13 protein-coding genes are annotated in these 14,598 nt (G+C 71.6%); 2 read left to right on the forward strand and 11 right to left on the reverse strand.

Annotation, left to right across the window (positions count from 1 at the left end; genetic code table 11):
* Window positions 1–2: 2 nt before the first annotated feature.
* The 8 genes from IEY87_RS26645 to IEY87_RS26680 form a co-directional block, all read right to left on the reverse strand.
* Window positions 3–1,664: an AMP-binding protein gene (locus IEY87_RS26645; RefSeq protein WP_189141522.1), complete on the reverse strand. Its 1,662-nt coding sequence runs from the start codon at window positions 1,662–1,664 to the stop codon at window positions 3–5.
* Window positions 1,665–1,680: 16 nt separating this feature from the next.
* A complete protein-coding gene (locus tag IEY87_RS26650) occupies window positions 1,681–2,736 on the reverse strand; it encodes an LLM class flavin-dependent oxidoreductase (protein WP_189141523.1) in 1,056 nt (351 codons plus the stop codon).
* Window positions 2,737–2,848: 112 nt separating this feature from the next.
* The gene (locus tag IEY87_RS26655; protein WP_189141524.1) at window positions 2,849–3,823 is read right to left on the reverse strand and encodes an aldo/keto reductase; all 975 of its coding nucleotides are present in this window, start codon (window positions 3,821–3,823) and stop codon (window positions 2,849–2,851) included.
* A 73-nt stretch (window positions 3,824–3,896) separates the two neighbouring features.
* Complete coding sequence (locus IEY87_RS26660) at window positions 3,897–5,030, reverse strand: M20 family metallopeptidase (RefSeq protein WP_225278076.1); 1,134 nt, start codon at window positions 5,028–5,030, stop codon at window positions 3,897–3,899.
* A 128-nt stretch (window positions 5,031–5,158) separates the two neighbouring features.
* On the reverse strand, window positions 5,159–6,598 hold the full coding sequence (locus tag IEY87_RS26665) for an ATP-binding protein (RefSeq protein ID WP_189141525.1): 1,440 nt from the start codon (window positions 6,596–6,598) through the stop codon (window positions 5,159–5,161).
* The gene (locus IEY87_RS26670) at window positions 6,595–8,244 is read right to left on the reverse strand and encodes an NAD(P)/FAD-dependent oxidoreductase (protein WP_189141526.1); all 1,650 of its coding nucleotides are present in this window, start codon (window positions 8,242–8,244) and stop codon (window positions 6,595–6,597) included. Before IEY87_RS26670 ends, IEY87_RS26665 begins: the two co-directional genes overlap by 4 nt.
* Before the next feature lie 71 nt (window positions 8,245–8,315).
* Window positions 8,316–9,077: an SDR family oxidoreductase gene (locus tag IEY87_RS26675; RefSeq protein ID WP_189141527.1), complete on the reverse strand. Its 762-nt coding sequence runs from the start codon at window positions 9,075–9,077 to the stop codon at window positions 8,316–8,318.
* 29 nt (window positions 9,078–9,106) lie between these two features.
* A complete protein-coding gene (locus tag IEY87_RS26680; protein ID WP_225278075.1) occupies window positions 9,107–9,967 on the reverse strand; it encodes an RNA polymerase sigma-70 factor in 861 nt (286 codons plus the stop codon).
* Between the two features lie 116 nt (window positions 9,968–10,083).
* Between IEY87_RS26680 and IEY87_RS26685 the strand changes: the two genes are divergently transcribed.
* Window positions 10,084–10,758 (forward strand): ThuA domain-containing protein, encoded by a 675-nt coding sequence (locus IEY87_RS26685; protein WP_189141528.1) that lies wholly within the window; start codon window positions 10,084–10,086, stop codon window positions 10,756–10,758.
* A gap of 7 nt (window positions 10,759–10,765) precedes the next feature.
* On the opposite strand, the gene IEY87_RS26690 is transcribed toward IEY87_RS26685, so the two are convergent.
* From IEY87_RS26690 to IEY87_RS26700, 3 genes are read right to left on the reverse strand one after another with little or no spacing between them, the layout of a single operon-like run.
* A complete protein-coding gene (locus tag IEY87_RS26690) occupies window positions 10,766–11,653 on the reverse strand; it encodes an alpha/beta hydrolase (RefSeq protein ID WP_189141529.1) in 888 nt (295 codons plus the stop codon).
* A 49-nt stretch (window positions 11,654–11,702) separates the two neighbouring features.
* A complete protein-coding gene (locus tag IEY87_RS26695) occupies window positions 11,703–12,332 on the reverse strand; it encodes a MerR family transcriptional regulator (RefSeq protein WP_189141530.1) in 630 nt (209 codons plus the stop codon).
* Window positions 12,333–12,348: 16 nt separating this feature from the next.
* A complete protein-coding gene (locus IEY87_RS26700) occupies window positions 12,349–13,197 on the reverse strand; it encodes a LysR family transcriptional regulator (protein WP_189141531.1) in 849 nt (282 codons plus the stop codon).
* A gap of 327 nt (window positions 13,198–13,524) precedes the next feature.
* Between IEY87_RS26700 and IEY87_RS26705 the strand changes: the two genes are divergently transcribed.
* Entirely contained in the window at window positions 13,525–14,595 is a 1,071-nt protein-coding gene (locus tag IEY87_RS26705) for a thiolase C-terminal domain-containing protein (RefSeq protein ID WP_189141532.1), read from the forward strand.
* Window positions 14,596–14,598 lie beyond the last annotated feature (3 nt).

Consider the following 14,598-nt stretch of genomic DNA (forward strand, 5'->3'; position numbering starts at 1 on the left):
GGTCAGGCGCCGGGGTAGTTGCCGCCGCCGTGGGCGGTGTCCAGGGCGTCGTAGTCGGGGGTGAAGCCGCGTTTGGGGATGGCCGCCACGAAGGCGACATGGGTGGGCTTCTTGTACGACGCCAGCTGGGACGCGACGTGGGACACGATGTCCTCGGCGGTGGCCGTGGCGCCCGGTGCGAGCGCCACCACGGCTTTGACCGCCTGGTGCCAGGTGGGGTCGGGGACGCCGATGACGGCGGCGTCGGCGACGGCGGGGTGGGTCTTGAGCGCGCGTTCGACCTCTGCCGGGTAGATGTTCTCGGCGCCGGATTTGATCATGCGGAGGCGGGGGCCGATGAAGGTGATGGTGCCGTCGGGTTCGCGGCGGCCGAGGTCGCCGGTGTGGTGCCAGCCGTACGCCGACTTAACCGCATTTAAGTCGGGGCGGGCGAAATATCCGGAGAAAAGGGTCTTGCCGCGGGCGCAGATCTCGCCCACCTCGCCCGGCGGGACCTCGGCGCCGTCCGGCCCCAGGATGCGGACCTGCGCCAAGGGGGAGGGGCGACCGGCGAAGCCCGCCGCGCCGGGAGCCAGGCCCAGGAAGGTGAGCATGCCGCCCACCTCGGTCTGGCCGTACCCGCCCATCTTGGAGCGGCACCACGGAGAGTCGTCCACGGTGATCATGTCGTCCCACTCCTGGGAATGGGAGACGAACCTCAGCGACGACAGGTCGTACTTGCTCTCCCGGTTCGCCGCCACCACCGCGTCGATCATCTGGCCGAACAGGAACGCCTGCGTGACCCGCTCGGCGTCGATCAACCGGCACACCTCCTCGGCGTCGAACGCCGGGGTGAACACGTTCGTGCCGCCGATCTGGAAGGTCGCCAGGCAGAACATCATCGTGCCGACGTGGAACAGCGGGCCGTTGTCGAGGAAGGTGAAGCCTGGCTCCATCTGACGGACGACCAGCAGTGACGTGCTGTGGGCCAGGAGCGCGGCGCTGCTGAGCAGGGCGGCGTTCGGCCGGCCCTCGAAGGCCGCGGTGTAGAGGGCCAGCGTCGGCTCGGTGTCCGCCACCTGTGGAAAGTCCCGCACCGCCCCGCCGGCCACCAGCGCCTCGTACTCCGCTCCCGCCCGGACCCAGACCGCCGCACGCGTCGCGCCGGCCTCCGCCGTACCCCCGCTCGCCGTACCGGCGCGGAGAGCGGGAGCGGTGGGCGAGTCAGAGCTCGGAGGGGGAGGAGGGGGAGCGGTGGGCGAGTCGGAGCCCGGAGGAGGGAGTGGGGTGGTCGCTGCGGAGCCCGGAGGGGGTGGGGTGGTCGCGGTGGTGTGGAGGGGGGTGGTCGTTTCGGAGGGTTGCCAGATGACGGCGGCGGGGGTCAGGTCGTCGAGGATGAAGCGGAGCTCGTCCTCGGACTGGCGCCAGTTGGCGGGGCAGAAGACGGCGCCCAGGCGGGAGCAGGCCAGCAGGAGTTCGAGGACGGCGTGGGAGTTCTGGCCGAGCCACAGGACGCGGGCGCCGGGGGTGACGCCGCGGGCGGCCAGGGCGTCCGCGAGGCGGGTGACGCGGGCGTCGAGGTCGGGGTAGGTGAGCCGGACGTCGCCGTCCACGGCGGCCGTCACCTGGGGGCGGCTGCGGGCGTGCTCGGCGAGGACGTCCGAGAGGGACAGGCTGTGCAGCATCGCTCCTCCAGGAGGCTCAGGCGAACGCGGGCATGACCTCGGCGGCGAAGAACCGCATGACCTTCTTCATCTCCTCCACCGGCATCGGCCGGGTGCTGCCGAAGTCGCACAGCAGGTTGGCGAACCCGGCGTCGCGCAGCAGCGTGATCTGCTCGATGACCCGCGCCGGATCCCCGATGACCTCCAGTTGCTCCCAGCGGAAGTCCGCCGAGACGGTGCCCCCCTTGAGGTAGCGGTCCTGGTAGTACTCGAAGCCCTGCGCGGCCCGCCCGGTCGCGGCGTCGATGGGCGCGCTGCGCTCGTTGAAGATGCGCGAGCGGTCGAACGCCGCCTCGAACCTCGCCTGGTCCTGCCGCGCCTGCGCCACGGTCGGCGCCACGTACACGCTGCGCGCCACCACGAGCTCCGCGCCCGGCGGATGCCCCGCCCGTGCCGCCGTCTCCTGCCAGGTCCGCGCCGCCTGGACGACCTTACGGAACGTCGCCGCCGGGTCGGCGAGGATGGGCAGCCCGCGCTCGGCGTACAGGGTGACGGTCTCGGGGGAGACCGCGGCGACGTGGACGGGCGGATGCGGGTCCTGCATGGGCCGGGGCGCGAGCGACACCTCCGCGCCGGTCCGGTAGAACTTCCCCTCATGCTGGTACGTCTCCCGCGTCCAGAGCCCGAGGATGACCTCCAGGGCCTCGTTGCACCGGTCCCGGGCCTCGGCCAGGTCGATGCCGAACCCGTCGAACTCGAAGCTCTGGTATCCCCGCCCGATCCCCAGGTCGAGCCGCCCGCCGGAGAGCACGTCGACCAGCGCGGCCTCCTCGGCGACGTGGATCGGGTCGTGCAGGGGCAGCACCACGATGCCGGTGCCGAGGCGGATCCGGGAGGTGCGGGCGGCGGCGTGGGCGAGCATGGTGAACAGGTTGGGCACCACGCCGTAGTCACGGAAGTGGTGCTCGGCCAGCCGCACCCCGTCGAAGCCCAGCTCCTCCGCCAGCTCGATGAGCTCCAGGTGGTAGTCGTAGACGTCCTTGAAGCTCTGCCCGTCGAACCGGTGGAACAGGTGAAAGGTGGAGAACTTCATACGGCGGCCTCTCAGCGGGGAACCAAGCGCTCGCTTGGGACATTACCACGCGCTTCGCGACCTTTCCTAGGAGCGCCCGGCCGGCGACGGCCGGGCGGCTCCCTCCGGCGAGCTACGCCTGGACGCCCGCCTTCTTGGCGGCCAGCTCGATGGCCGCGAGCTCCTCGGCGGTGAAGTCGAGGCGGTCCACGGCGGCCACGTTCGACTCCAGCTGCTCGGGGCTGGAGGCGCCGACGAGCACCGAGGTGACGCGCGGGTCGCGCAGCGCCCAGGCCAGGGCGAGCTGGGCCACCGACTGGCCACGTGCCGTGGCGAGCGCGGAGAGCTCGCGCACGAAGGCCAGCACCTCCGGCGTGACCCCCTCAGGAGTGAGGAACCGCCCCTCGGCGGCGCGTGAGTCGGCGGGGATGCCGTTCAGGTAGCGGTCGGTCAGCAGGCCCTGCGCGAGCGGCGAGTAGACCACGCAGCCCATGCCCTCCCGCTCCAGTACGCCCAGCAGCTCGTCCTCGATGTCACGCTTGAGCATGGAGTAGGACGGCTGGTGGACCAGCAGCGGCGTGCCCAGGTCGCGCAGCAGCGCGGCGGCCTCGGCGGTGCGCTCGGGGGAGAAGTTCGACACGCCGACGTAGAGGGCGCGGCCGGTGCGAACCATGTGGTCGAGCACGGCCACCTGCTCCTGCAGCGGCGTGTCCGGGTCGTCGCGGTGCAGGTAGAAGATGTCCACGAAGTCGAGCTGAAGCCGGGCCAGCGACCGGTCGAGCGTGGCCAGCAGGTGCTTGCGGGAGCCGCCCGTGCCGTAGGGGCCGTCCCACATGGGGTTGAAGCCCTTGGTGGTGATCACCGCCTCGTCGCGCAGCGACTTGGGGAAGATCCGCCCGAAGGCGGCCTCGGCCGCGCCGATCGGCGGACCGTAGCGGTCGGCGAGGTCGAAGTGCGTGATGCCCAGGTCGAGTGCCTTGTGCACGATCGCGCGCTGGGTCTCCAGCGGCTTGCCCTCGCCGAAGTTGTGCCACAGACCGAGCGAGACCGCCGGGAGCAGCAGACCACTACGGCCACACCTGCGGTACGGCTGGCGTTCGTATTTCAAGAAATGCCCCTTCACCGACTCGTTGTACTGGGTGACATACTGCCCCGTCGCCCAGCCCCGCCCGACGCCAGGGTTAGACGAGCGCCGAGATCAGCTCGATGGTCAGCGCCGTCCGCGCCGGGATGTGCTCGACCAGCGCGTGCTCGTGCCGCGCGTGCGCGCCGTCGCCCACCGCGCCCATCCCGTCGAGCACCGGCCGGCCCAGCGCCGAGACGAAGTTGCCGTCGCTGGCGCCGCCCACCGCCGTCTCCTCCAGCGTCCACCCGAGCCGGGCGGCGGCGGCCTGCGCCTCCTTGAACAGCTGCTGCGACAGCGGGTTGGGCGTCATGGGCGGCCGGTTCCAGTCGCCGCTGACGGTGACCGTCACGCGCGGGTCGGCGGGCCGCAGGCCGGCGAGCAGCTCGTCGATCCGGCCCATCTCGGCGAAGTCCGTGACCCGCACGTCGACGCCGCAGGTGGCGATGCCCGCCGCCACGTTGCGCCCGGTGCCGCCGCTGATCAAGCCCACGTTGACGGTGGTGCCGAGCTCGGGGGCGCCGGCGGCGGCGATCTGGGTGACCAGCTCGGCCAGCGCGTGGATGGCGCTGGCGCCCGCCTTCGGGTCGAGCCCGGCGTGCGCCTCGACGCCGGTGACGGTCACGTCGAAGATGCCCACGCCCTTGCGCGCGGTCTTCAGCGCGCCGTGGCCGGACGCCTCGAACACCAGGCAGGCCAGCGCGTCCGCGCAGGCGGCCTCGATGTACGGCCGGGAGACCAGGCTGCCGATCTCCTCGTCGCCGTTGAACAGGAAGCGCACCCCCGGATGCGGCAGCCCGAGCTCGCGCAGCCCGCGCAGCGCCCAGACGGACTGCACCAGGCCGGACTTCATGTCGAACGCGCCGGGCCCGGACACCTTGCCGTCCGCCACCGTGAACGGCCAGCCGGCGAGCGTGCCGACGGGCCAGACCGTGTCGTAGTGGCTCATCATCAGCACCGTGCCGGGCGCGGTCCCGTGGTAGGTGAGCTCCAGCACGTCACCGTACTGGCCGCCGTCGTGCACGACCTCGATGTCCGGCGCGCCGAGCCGCTCGGTGGCCAGCGCGCGCACCCCGCGCAGCCCCTGGACGAGGGCGGCCTTGTCGTAGCTGTGGGTCTCCAGCTCGACCAGGGCCTTGAGGTCGTCCAGCATGGCGGGCAGCGCCTGCCGGGTCCAGTCGGTGATTGACACGGGGATCCTTCCGGGGGGCCGAGCGAAGTGCCGAGCCCCCAGGATACGAACCACGGTGGCCGGACCGACCGCGCAGGGTCGGGCGTCACGACGGAATCGAGCCGCCCCCAGCCGGATCGGGCCCCGGCTCAGTCGGACGGCGCCGGGCCCACCGTGGACTCCCGCAGCGGGAGCCGTACCTCGAACCAGGTGTCGCCCGGGGTCGAGCGGACCTTCAGGTCGCCGCCGTGCCGGCCGGCCACGATCCGGTAGGAGATGTCCAGCCCGAGCCCCGTGCCCTGGCCGACGGTCTTGGTGGTGAAGAACGGCTCGAAGATCCGGTCCCTGATCCCCTCGGGCACGCCGGGGCCCGTGTCGCCGATCTCGATGATCGCCTCGTCCTCGTCGTGCGCGGTCCGGATGGTCAGCGTGCCCTCCTCGCCCATGGCGTCGAGCGCGTTGTGCATCAGGTTCGTCCAGACCTGGTTGAGCTCGCCGCCGTAGGCGGGGATCGGCGGCAGCGTCCGGTCGTAATCGGTCACCACGCTGATCCCCGGCGGGATCTTGCCACGGAAGATCGCGACCGTGCTGTCGAGCAGCTCGTGCACGTCGAGCACCTGGAACGGCGCCCGGTCCATCTGGGAGTACTGCTTGGCCGAGCGGATCAGCGAGGTGATCCGCTCGGTCGCCTCGGTGACCTCGCCGAGCATCTGCGAGATCTCGACGGCCTCCGACAGCCAGCGCAGCGCGGCGGGCGCGTGCTCCTCGCCCACCTTCGTCCGCACCTTGGCCAGATGCTCCTTGCCGAACCCGGCGTTGACCAGCGCGGGCGCGAGATCCCAGCCATCCTCCACACCCAGGTCGTCCAGCGCCTCACCGAGCTCGTCCTCGGCGTCGGAGATCTCCATCGGGGAGCGGGGGGCCAGCTTGCCGACCGCCTCCATGCACGCCTCCTGCATCTCCACCAGCGCGCGCAGCCGCTGCGGCGGGATGCCGTCCTCGGCGAGCTTCGCGAGCTCCACCCGCGAGGACCTGATCAGCGAGTGCAGCTCGCTCACCGCGCGCACGGCCGCCGCGGCCGGGTTGTTCAGCTCGTGGGTGAGCCCCGCGGTGATCGTGCCGAGCGCGGTCAGCCGCTGCCGCCTGTCGATGATCTCCCGCTGCATCCGCCCGCCGGACTGCAGGCCGTCGAGCAGGTGCATGGCCATCGGGAACCACTCGGTCACGATGTAGGCGAACTTGCGGGCGGGCAGGATGAACACCCGCGACGGCGCGGTGGCGCGCAGCGTGTGCTGATAGGTCTGGGGTCCCCGATCGCCGAGGTAGGCGGAGGTGGCCCCGCCGTACACCCCCGGCGTGGAGGCGCGCGGCATGGCCACGGTCCCGGCGGTGACGGTCTCGGAGACCATCTGCAGCTCGCCCTCCACCAGCACCGCGAAGCACTCGGCCGGCTCGCCCTGGCGGACGATCTCCTCGTCCTGCTCGAACTTCTTGATCTCCCCGCTGCTCGCCAGCTTGGTGAGCTGCTCGTCGGTCAGGCGCTCGAACAGGAACAGTTTGCGCAGCTCGTCGATGTCCACGTTCGTCATTGTTTCTCCAGATAGCGGTGCACGAGCGCGACGGCCATCGCGCCCTCTCCGACGGCGGAGGCCACTCTCTTGATCGACTCTGCCCGCACGTCCCCGGCGGCCAGCACCCCCGGCACATTGGTCTCCAGGAAGTACGGCTGGCGCCTGAGCGGCCAGTTACGCGGTCGCTGATCACCGTGTACGAGATCCGGGCCGGTCAGCAGGAACCCCTTGTCGTCCCGCTCGACGGTGTCGCCGAGCCAGGAGGTGTAGGGCTTGGCGCCGATGAACACGAACAGCCACTGGGTCTCGACCGTCCGCTCCTCGCCCTTGGTCGAGATCGACAGCCGCTGCAGGTGACCATCGCCCTGCCCGCCGGTGACCCGGGACTCCAGGTGCACCTCGATGTTGTCGACCGCCTGGATCTGCTCGATGAGGTAGTGAGACATGGACTTCTCCAAACCATCACCCCTCACCAACACATGCACGCGGCTGGCGAATCCCGCCAGGTAGACGGCCGCCTGCCCGGCCGAGTTGGCGGCGCCCACGATGTAGACCTCGCTGTCCTTGCAGGAGGGCGCCTCGGTCAGCGCGGCGCCGTAGAAGACGCCCCTGCCGACGAACTCGTCCAGGCCCGGCGCGTCCAGGCGGCGGTAGGTCACGCCGGTGGCCAGGATCACCGCGTGCGCGGCGATCTCCCGGCCGTCCTCGAACCCGATGACCCGCGCCTGCCCACGCGGCTCCAGGTGGGTGACGCTGCGCGCGGTCAGCAGCTCGGCGCCGAACTTGAGCGCCTGCCGGCGCGCCCGGTCGGCGAGCTGCTGGCCGGAGACGCCGTCGGGGAAGCCCAGGTAGTTCTCGATCCTGGAGCTCTGGCCCGCCTGCCCGCCGGAGGCGTGCGCCTCGACCAGCACGGTGTTGAGCCCTTCGGAGGCGCCGTAGACCGCCGCGCCCAGCCCCGCGGGCCCGCCGCCGACCACGATCAGGTCGTAGAAGTCCGTCGCGGGGGTGGTCGACAGGCCCACGGTCGAGGCCAGGGTGGACTGGTCGGGCGCCTGCAGCATCTCCCCCTCGGCGGTGACCACCAGCGGCAGGCGGCAGTCGTCGCCCGCCGCCGCCACGAGCTGCGCGCCGTCCGGGTCCTCGGTCAGCATCCACTGGTACGGGACGTGGTTGCGGGCCAGGAAGTCACGCACCTTGTAAGAGGGCGCGGACCACCGGTCGCCCACCACCCGCAGCTCCGCCACCGGCACCCGGTCGGTGCGCTGCCAGGCGTCGAGCTGGCCGTCGATCACCGGGTAGAACTTCTCCTCCGGCGGATCCCACGGCTTGAGCAGATAGTGGTCCAGATCCACCACGTTGATGGCCTGGATCGCGGCGTCGGTGTCGGCGTAGGCCGTCAGCAGCACCCGGCGCGCGAACGGATACATGTCCATCGCCGCCTCGAGGAACTGCACCCCGTTCATCTGCGGCATCCGGTAGTCGGCGAGGATGGCGGCCACCTCGTCACCGCGCAGCCGCATCTCCTTGACCGCCTCGATGCCCTGCGGCGCCGTCTCCGCCCGGACGATTCTGTACTGCTGGCCGTACCTCCGCCGGAGGTCGCGAGCGACCGCTCTCGACACGCCCGGATCGTCGTCGACCGTCACGATGACCGGCTTGTCCATGCCCCCGCCTTCCAATCGTTCCTCAATGCAAGAATGTCACGAGCATCCAAGTTGTAGGGATTCGTCCCCGGTCAGGCGATGACCCGGCTCTCGCCCCCGTCCACCAGGACCGAGACCCCGTTCATGTACGACGCGCGCTCGCTCGCCAGGAACGCCACCACGTCGCCCACCTCCTCGGGCCGCCCGATCCGGCCCAGCGGCACGGAGCCGGCCCGCTCGGCCAGCGCCTCCTCGCTGCCCGCCAGGTCACGCAGCCGCTCGGTGTCGATCGAGCCCGGCATCACGTTGTTGACCAGCACCCCGTCGGCGCCGACCTCGCGGGCCAGGGTGCGTACCAGCCCGGCGACGGCCGAGCGGGTGGAGTTGGACAGGGCCAGCCCGTCCAGCGCCTCGCGGGCCGACCTGCTGGTGATCGTGACGATGCGGCCCCATCCCCGGGCGCGCATCTCCGGCAGCACCGCCCGCGCCAGCCGTACCGTGCCGAGCAGGTTGCGCTGGATCGCCAGCTCCCAGTCGGCCATGCTCGCGTCCACGAACCGGCCGGCCGGCGGCCCACCGGCGTTGGCCACCAGGATGTCGACCGGGCCGACCACGTCGCGCGTCTCCCGTACGACCCGCTCCGCGGCGTCCGGGTCCTCCACGTCGGCGAGCACCGCGTGCACCACGCCGCCGAATTCCTGCAGCTCCACCACCGCGTCGGCGAGCCGTTCGGGATTGCGGGCGCTCACGCAGACGTCGCATCCCTCCTTCGCGAGGCTCTTGGCGGCGGCGAGCCCGATGCCCGCGCTGCCACCCGTGACGAGTGCGACCTTGCCTTTGATGCCGAGATCCATGGGGGCGACTATAGATGTCACCGGGCGTGTCAGGAGGGTGGGCGCACCCGCTGAAGCTTGTCCGGATTGAGCACACTGTAGAGCCCCTGGATGCGGCCCTCGCGCACGTCGATCGCGACCAGCTGGAGGTTGCTCCCGACCTGTGTCCAGAGCACCGGATGCCCGTTGGCCTCGCCGAGCGTGGCCGCGCCGTAGGAGTAGCGGGCGTTCACCCCGGCCAGGAACGCCACCACCTTGCGCCGGCCGTGGATCGGCCGCAGCGCGGCCCTGACCCGGCCGCCGCCGTCGCTCCAGGCCACGACGTCCTCGTGCAGCAGCTCGGTGAGCGCCGCCAGGTCGCCGCCGCCCGCCGCCTCGATGAACCTCGTCAGCAGCTCGGCGTGCTCGCCGGCCGACGGCCGGAACCTGTCCCGGCCCTCGCCCAACCGCACCGAGGCCCGGTGGTGGAGCTGCCTGGCGTTGGCCACCGAGGAGTCGACGATCTCCGCGATCCGGTCGTACGGCAGCTCGAAGGCCTCGCGCAGCACGAACACCGCCCGCTCCGGCGGCGAGAGCCGCTCCATCAGGTGCAGCGTCGCCAGCGACACCGTGTCGCGCAGCTCGGCGGTGTCCAGCGGGCCCGCCTCCGCCGTGGAGACCGGCTCGGGCAGCCAGGGGCCGGTGTACGCCTCCCGCTTGACCCTGGCCGAGCGGAGCTGGTCCAGCGCCAGCCGCGACACCACGGTCAGCAGGAACGCCCTGGGCTCCTTGACGTCACTCCGGTCCGCGCCCGACCAGCGCAGCCACGCCTCCTGGACCACGTCCTCGGCGTCCCACATGCTGCCGAGCAGCCGGTAGGCCAGCCCGACCAGCAGCGGCCGGTACGCCTCGAAATCCTCCACCTGCCTCACCCCTGGCAGCGTAGTCACCCCGCTCCTGAGCCCTTTGGCCGGCAGGACGGGCGGGCCCGTCCTGATGTGACCGCGTGTGGGTGGCAATCAGGCGGCAGGCGTGATGGGCTTGGCGGGTGGCACGCAACCTAGTCCTGTCCGGAGGCCCGTTCCACGACTTCGACGCCACATCGGCGGCCCTCACCGAGGTGCTGGCCGAGGTGGGAGTCGAGTCCGAGATCACTGAAGACATCGTCGGCGCGCTGAGCGAGCCGTCGGAGGTCCAGCTCATCACCGTCAACGCGCTGCGCTGGCTGATGAACGCCGACCGCTTCGCCGACCTGCGCGACCGGTGGAGCTTCCGGCTGCCGGCCCAGGCCCGCACCACCCTGCTGGACCACCTCGACCGTGGCGGCGGCCTGCTGTGCATGCACTCGGCGTCGCTCTGCTTCGACGACTGGCAGGGCTGGTCGCGGGTGCTCGGCGCCTGCTGGGACTGGTCCAAGTCCTACCACCCGCCGCTCGGCTGGACCGGCGTGCGGGTGCACGGCGAGCACCCGGTGGTGGAGGGGCTGCGTGACTTCGACCTCGTGGACGAGGTCTACAGTGACCTCGACGTGCTGCCCGACGTCCGCCCGCTCGCCTCCGCGGCCGGCCAGCCGCTCATGTGGGCCCGTCCCGTACGGCGCGGCCGGGTCTTCTACGACGCCCTCGGCCACGACACCCGCTCCTACGGCAACGAGATCCACCGCGCCCTGCTGCAACGGGCCGCGCTGTGGCTGCTGAAACGCCCCGTGACCGTCACCGACTGAAGGCACGTCACGGCAGACGCCGCCCCGACCCGGCACGTGGAGCGGCGAACCCCGCGATGGCGGCGGCCAGCTCCTCGGGCGCCTCCTCGGCCAGGTGGTGGCCACTGTCGACGGCGAGGCCGCGCACGTCGTCCGCCCATGACCGCCACACCTCCACCGGGTCACCGTAGAGCTCCTCCATGTCGTCCCGCGTCGCCCAGACGACCAGCGTGGGGCAGCCGATGGTACGGCCCGCGGCCCGGTCGGCGTCGTCGGCGGCGCGGTCCACGCCCAGGCCGGCCCGGTAGTCCTCGCACATCGCGTGCACGGTGTCCGGATCGTGCACGGCCCGGCGGAAGTCCTGGTAGGCCTCCTCACCCATCTGCTCGGGGCCCGTCCGGTACCACGCGTCGGGGTCGGCGTCGATCACCCGTTCGGCGGGCTTGGCGGTCTGGCCCAGGAAGAACCAGTGCCACCACCGAGCCGCGAACCCCGCGTCACAGCGGCTCAGCGCCTCGCCGATGGGCACCACGTCCATCACCGTCAGGTGCGTGACGGCCTCGGGATGGTCGAGGGCCAGCCGCTGGGCGACGTACCCGCCCCGATCGTGCCCGGCGACGGCGAACCAGTCGTGACCGAGCGCGCGCATGAGGGCGAGCATGTCCCTGGCCATCGCCCGCTTGGAGTAGGGCTCGTGGTCGGGGGTCGAGGGCGGCTTCGACGAGCGGCCGTACCCCCTTAAGTCCGGGCAGACCACCGTGAAGTCTGAGGCGAGCAGCGGCGCGACCCGATGCCAGGTGGCGTGCGTCCTGGGATGACCGTGCAGCAACAGCACCGGCGGACCGTCGCCTCCGTGCCTGACGAACAACTCCGCCTCGCCGACGTCGACGCGGCTCTCCCTGAAATCTTCGAACATCAGGCCCGCGCTACCCCGTACGGGTCATGACATGCGGGTCCGGGGCTCGTCAGTCAGCCTCGCGGGCGAAGCGGCGGGCCGACTCCGATTCCTGGGCCAGGCGGCGTAGCGCGTCGAAGGCGCGGCCGTACAGGACCGTGCCCAGCACCAGGGCCTCCACGGCGGCGTCGCGCGGGCCGTCGTAGGGGATCGTGTTCAGCTCGACCTCGGTGACCAGCCGCTCGGCCGCCGCCGCGTACGGCGCCAGGTCGGCGGTCAGGCCGAGCTGGTGCATCCTGACCACCGTCTGCGCCAGCTCGTCCCTGGCCGGAGCCTCGGCGGTGACCTGCCAGTCCAGGCGGTCGAGCAGGGCGTCCACCTGGGCGCGGGCCGTCTCCCACTCGGGCGTCGGCTCGGGCTCGACGGCAGGGCTCAGGGCGTAGTGCGCGGTGCCGAGCAGCTCGTGGATCGGCAGGGACTCGTCCTGCACCGCCTCGACGACCTTCTTGATCGAGGCGACCGGGAGCCTGCCCACCTCCAGCAGCGCCCTGATCAGACGGAGCCGGTGCAGGTGCGAGTCGTCGTAGTCGGCCCGGGTGGCGGTGAGCTGCTCGCCCTGGTGGAGCAGGCCCTCACGCAGGTAGTACTTGATCGTGGGGATGGCCACGCCGGACTCGGTGCTCAGCTCGGACATGCGCATCTGCTGGATATTATCGCTATCCAGATCGGGCCAGGTGGCGGGCCGCGCTGAGCAGCTCGTGGACGTCCGCCTGACGGTTCCACAGAAGGACGACCTCGATCGGCGGCACCTCCTCGGCGATCGGCACGAACGTCAGCCGCTCCGGCACCGGAGTGCCGTCCCGCACGCAGAGGGTGTAGCCGGCTCCCTCGCTCACCATGGCGATCGCCAGGTCGTGGGTGGCGGCCGCCGGGCCGAGCCGGGGATGCAGGCGCTGCCGTACGAACGCCTCCAGGAACCGGCGGGCGCCCGCCACCGCCTCCGACTCGGGCATGATCAGCGGCTCGCCCGCGAGCGCGGCGAGCGACAGCCGCTTGTTCGCGGCGAGCCGGTGGTCGCGCCTGAGCAGCGCGCGTACGGGGGAGCGGTGGACCAGCATCCGGGCCACGCCGCGCGGCAGCGAACCGGGCGCGTACCCGAGCCCGGCCTGAATCGCGCCGTCCATGAGGGAGACGATCTGCTCGGCCGTGCCCATCGGAGCCACCCGCGGGCCGCAGTGCTGAACCTGCGACAGCAGCCGGGCCACCACGTCGCTCAGGCCGTCGGCCACCCCGAGCCGGGTGGTCCGCCCGTTGCCGCGGGCGGCGAGCATCGCCCGCTCGAAGGCGTCCACCGCGACGGTGGCCTGCGCGAGGAACACCTCGCCGGCCTCGGTGAGCCGCATGCCGCTGGAGGAACGGGTGAAGATCTCCACCCCGACTTCCTTCTCCAGCGCCTTCAGCTGCTCCGACAGGGTGGGCTGGGCGATCCGCAGGATGGCCGCGGCGCGCCGCAGGCTGCCCGCGCGGGCGATCGTGATCGCGTAGCGGATGTGGCGTAGATCCATCGCTCACCTCGGGGTGAAGGTGATGGGCTCTTGATGATCGCACTTCATCTGACATATGTGGATAGCTGGAGTGAAGAGCGTCAGTTAACCGGGGGTGACGATATTCACTCATTATGTGGCCTGGCGGGGTGATCTTACCGAGCAAGCGCTTGTCTTACTCCTGGATTGGGCGATACCGTGTCGGGCGTAAGGCGCCGCTGGCCGGGGCAGCCTCGCGCCCTGCTCCGGTCCGTGGTGGGAGCAGCCGCGCGCCCTGCTCTGGGCGATGGTGGGAGCGGTCGTGCCGACGAACAGTCGGAGCGGGTGCGGTCCGGCGGGAGGTGAACCATGCAGCCCTTCGCCGGTAAGGCGGCCGTCGCCGGGATCGGGATGACGGCGCTGACGCGCGCCTCCGGTCGCACCGAGCTGGAGCTGGCCGTCGAGGCGTGCCGTGCGGCCTGCGACGACGCCGGGATCGAGGCCCGCGAGGTGGACGCGGTGCTCAGCTATCACCTGAACGACTCCGCCCCCGTCACACAGGTCGCCCGGGCGCTGGGGATGGACCGGCTGGGCTGGCACAACGACCTGGCGGGCGGCGGCACCCAGGCGGCCTCCATCCTGGGCGACGCGGCCATGCTGGTGCACGCCGGTCTGGCTCGAAATATCCTCATTTATCGCGCTTTGAACGGTCGTTCCGGGAAGCGGATGAACGTCGTCTCGACCGGGCCTCAGGAGCGGTTCACGTACGGGATGGCCGGCCCGATCCCGATGTTCGCCATGGCCGCGACCCGCTACCTGCACGAGACCGGGCTCGGCGAGCGGCACCTGCACGCCGTCGTCGCCCAGTCCAGGGCCAACGCCGCCACCAACCCGCGCGCCCTCAGACGCGAGCCGCTGCCGTACGAGGACTACCTGGCCAGGCCGTACGTCTGCACGCCGCTGCGTACGGTGGACTGCTGCCAGGAGACCGACGGCGCCTGCGCGCTGCTGATCAGCGGTGTGCTGGACGGCCCGCGCGTCCAGGCGGTCGTCCGCGCGGGCGGTCCGGGCAGCTCCGCGATGGACCGCGCGCCGGACGTCACGACGATCTTCTCGGCGTACGTGGCGCCGATGCTGTGGCAGACCTCGGGGATGCGGCCGGCGGACGTGGACGCGGCGATGCTGTACGACGCGTACTCGTGGCTGGTGCCCCGGCAGTTGGAGGACTTCGGGGTCGTGGGCCGCTCCGAGCTCGGGCCGTACCTGATGGAACGGCGGCACGCCTGGGTGAACCCGCACGGCGGACTGCTGTCGGAGGGCTACGTGCACGGCCTGAACAACGTGGCCCAGGCCGTACGGGAGCTGCGGGACGGGCGCGAGGTGGCGCTGGTGACGGGCTTCGGCGGCAGCTACGGAAGCGCGGCCCTCCTGGCGAGCTGACTG

The sequence above is a fragment of the Nonomuraea glycinis genome, assembly GCF_014646515.1.
Taxonomy (GTDB): domain Bacteria; phylum Actinomycetota; class Actinomycetes; order Streptosporangiales; family Streptosporangiaceae; genus Nonomuraea; species Nonomuraea glycinis.

Bases quoted from the DNA above. Each gene is read 5' to 3' on its own strand.
- IEY87_RS26675 (WP_189141527.1), bottom strand. From the start codon at position 9,077: ATGGATCTCGGCATCAAAGGCAAGGTCGCACTCGTCACGGGTGGCAGC.
- IEY87_RS26690 (WP_189141529.1), bottom strand. From the start codon at position 11,653: ATGTTCGAAGATTTCAGGGAGAGCCGCGTCGACGTCGGCGAGGCGGAG.
- IEY87_RS26705 (WP_189141532.1), top strand. From the start codon at position 13,525: ATGCAGCCCTTCGCCGGTAAGGCGGCCGTCGCCGGGATCGGGATGACG.
- IEY87_RS26665 (WP_189141525.1), bottom strand. From the start codon at position 6,598: ATGACGAACGTGGACATCGACGAGCTGCGCAAACTGTTCCTGTTCGAG.
- IEY87_RS26700 (WP_189141531.1), bottom strand. From the start codon at position 13,197: ATGGATCTACGCCACATCCGCTACGCGATCACGATCGCCCGCGCGGGC.
- IEY87_RS26670 (WP_189141526.1), bottom strand. From the start codon at position 8,244: ATGGACAAGCCGGTCATCGTGACGGTCGACGACGATCCGGGCGTGTCG.
- IEY87_RS26645 (WP_189141522.1), bottom strand. From the start codon at position 1,664: ATGCTGCACAGCCTGTCCCTCTCGGACGTCCTCGCCGAGCACGCCCGC.
- IEY87_RS26695 (WP_189141530.1), bottom strand. From the start codon at position 12,332: ATGCGCATGTCCGAGCTGAGCACCGAGTCCGGCGTGGCCATCCCCACG.
- IEY87_RS26650 (WP_189141523.1), bottom strand. From the start codon at position 2,736: ATGAAGTTCTCCACCTTTCACCTGTTCCACCGGTTCGACGGGCAGAGC.